3 protein-coding genes and 1 pseudogene are annotated in these 2,808 nt (G+C 46.9%); 1 reads left to right on the top strand and 3 read right to left on the bottom strand.

The annotated features are described in order from the left end of the window. A partial coding sequence (locus A3751_RS16070) for a PUA domain-containing protein (RefSeq protein WP_369821250.1) occupies window positions 1-370 on the top strand: 370 nt, incomplete at its 5' end. An 82-nt stretch (window positions 371-452) separates the two neighbouring features. Here A3751_RS16070 and rpsT read toward each other — a convergent pair. The 3 genes and pseudogenes from rpsT to A3751_RS22975 form a co-directional block, all read right to left on the bottom strand. Further along, the gene (rpsT, locus tag A3751_RS16075) at window positions 453-719 is read right to left on the bottom strand and encodes a 30S ribosomal protein S20 (RefSeq protein ID WP_068457901.1); all 267 of its coding nucleotides are present in this window, start codon (window positions 717-719) and stop codon (window positions 453-455) included. A 139-nt stretch (window positions 720-858) separates the two neighbouring features. Further along, a complete protein-coding gene (locus A3751_RS16080) occupies window positions 859-2,067 on the bottom strand; it encodes an iron-containing alcohol dehydrogenase (RefSeq protein WP_068457902.1) in 1,209 nt (402 codons plus the stop codon). A gap of 383 nt (window positions 2,068-2,450) precedes the next feature. Then, window positions 2,451-2,808, bottom strand: a pseudogene (locus tag A3751_RS22975) (haloalkane dehalogenase); the annotation flags it as partial.

The raw sequence follows: 2,808 nt of genomic DNA on the forward strand, positions 1-2,808 counted from the left end.
TGAAGGAGAGAGTGTTGGGACGCTTTTCCGGGCGAGTACGGATCGACAGTTAGCTCGGAAGCAATGGCTTGCAGGCCATCTGCAAACAAAAGGTGATGTTGTTCTTGATGGCGGCGCCGTAAAGGCTCTAAGAGCGGGTGGAAAAAGCTTGTTGCCTGTTGGTGTTGTCTCTGTATTGGGTCGATTTCGTCGCGGTGAGATGGTGCGCTGTTTGGATCAGCATGGAGATGAGTTGGCTCGGGGCTTGATAAACTATAATGCAGAGGACGCTAAGAGAATTGCAGGTCTTGCCAGTTCAGAAATTTCCGAAAGGCTCGGGTATTGTCATGAGCCTGAGTTGATTCACTGTGACAATCTCGTGTTGACGTGATTCCAGTGGGTGGTGTTTACTCCTTCGGCAGACATAAAAAAACCGAGTTAAATAACTCGGTTTTTTTATGTCTTGCTTACGCTTACGCTTTCAATGCTTTGATGCGTGCGTTTAAGCGACTCTTTGTGCGAGCAGCTTTGTTCTTGGGGAATAGACCCTTGTTAACCATGCTGTCGATAAGTGGAGTCGCTGTTTGGAATGCTGCTTGAGCATCGTCATAGTTGCCTGTAGCGATCTGTGCATCAACTTTCTTGATGTAAGTGCGAACCATAGATCGTTGGCCTGCGTTGCGTTGGCGGCGTACTTCTTGTTGACGCGCGCGTTTCTTTGAAGAGGGGGAGTTAGCCACCGTAATGCTCCTAAATTTCGCGAATAAACGATATAAAACGACAGGTGCTAGCAGCGCTAAAACGTCTGTGTCTGCACCCATCCATAAAAATGACGCGAGACTATGCCTTTTTGATTAAGCATTGTCAAGGTTTTGCTCTTTATGCGACCATTTTTGATATCAACGCTTCACATGTTCGTTTATCCATGTATTTAGGTACAGGATAATTCGCATGTGCTTCGTCAAGGGCGAGTTCTGCGATACGCGGAATATCCTCCGTCTTGAGGCTATCAAGAGTCGCTGGGATCTCAAAGGACACAAGCATGGCGCGAATGCGGGCGATCAATTTTTCCGCTAATTTATTATTGCTTTCCCGTCCTGCTTTCAATCCGCTTGCTTCGGCTAGGGTCGCGAGTTCTGAGATAATATCTGACTTTGAATAATCGAGAATGTGTGGCAAAACAATTGAGTTCGCTAGTCCATGAGGTGTTGCGTAGAGGGCGCCAAAATTGTGAGCGATCGCATGAACATAGCCGACACCTGCTTTCGTGAAAGCAAGGCCTGCATAGTATGAGGCCATCGCCATGTTTTGGCGGGCTTCTAAGTTTTTGCCGTCATGAACTGCAGTCTCTAAGTTCTCCATGATGAGCTTGGTGGCGGCAAGCGCGTAGCTTCGTGTTTCATCTGTCGCATTGGTTGAAATATAAGACTCAATAGCATGAGTCAGTGCATCCATTCCTGTCGCGGCGGTGACAAATGGTGGCAGTCCAAGCATGAGCTTGCCATCGAGTGCGGCCATCGCTGGTACGAGTTTTGGATCAATGATCGGAGTCTTTTGATGTGTTTCCGGATTTGATACAACCGAAACAATTGTTACCTCCGAACCTGTGCCTGCTGTCGTTGGAACAACAAATAGCGGTAACGGTGCTTTGCGTAGTTTGAATAGTCCTGCCATTTTCTCTAACGACTTATTGTTCGTCGCTCGTGCAGCGATCGCTTTGCTAGCATCTATTGGAGAGCCCCCGCCAACGGCCAAAATGCCTTCGCATTGATGCTTATTTAATAAAGCGAGACCTTTTTCAATTTGATCATAAGTTGGGTCTGGGAGAATGCCGTCATAGATCGTTACTTTGATTCCATGCTTCTCAAGGCGGGCCTGAATATCTTTTAGCAGGCCGATTTCGCCTAACACTTTGTCGGTAACGAGTAATAATTTCTTAATCCCTAGGTGGCTTATTGCATCACAAAGCTCAAGTGAGGAGTCGGCGCCTGAAAATAATGTTGGCTTCGGCATTGGTATGACGGCAGCGGCTACCTTGAGTGCTTTAGTAAGGCCTTTGTAATATTGGACTTTAACGGGGAACAACATAATTCTACTCATCTTTCTGATAATTAAACGAAACGGCTACTTTTAACTCTAACCTATATTTAGAGTATATACTCTAAATTTGAGCTAGGAAAAGTCTTTCCGCTTGCTGCATGACGATGGAAGTTGATTATTTCGGCGCTGAGGTGCGGTTTGGTTGGCGAGACGTAGATCACATAAGTGGCAATAAATTGTTACACAACGCAAATTTTCTACAACATACAAAAGGGGCTTCAGGCCTTATATTTATAACATACCGGTTGCGCAGCGATTCAGGCCCGCAGCGCAAAAGGCCAAGTTTTTTAGTGATTTCGTTTAGATCTTACTGCCCGCTCAATGAAGCGGGCTTTTTTTTGCCTAAATAAAGTGTGCGGGGTTAAACATGGTTACGCACTTACTTGACCAGAGCCCTGATAAGCCATCTTATCCAAAAGCTTATTGACCGCAGCGGCGAACTCTGCACTGGAGTCTTCCTGCAAGAAGTGCCCGCCTTTCAAAGTAATATGATCCTGCCCTACAGATCCAGGAACACGTTTTTGCATAAAGCGGTCTCCGCCTCGGGTGATGGGGTCACCGTTGCTAAATGTGGTTAGAAATGGTTTGTCCCACTTTTCCAGTACCTTCCAAGCGTCTTTGTTGGCTTGGGATGCTGGATTGTCTGGAGTGACGGGAACAAGGGCAGGGAACGCGCGAGCGCCCGCTTTGTATTTTCGGGAGGGGAAAGGCGCATCATATGCTCTCATC

It is taken from the genome of Oleiphilus sp. HI0080, from assembly GCF_001635135.1.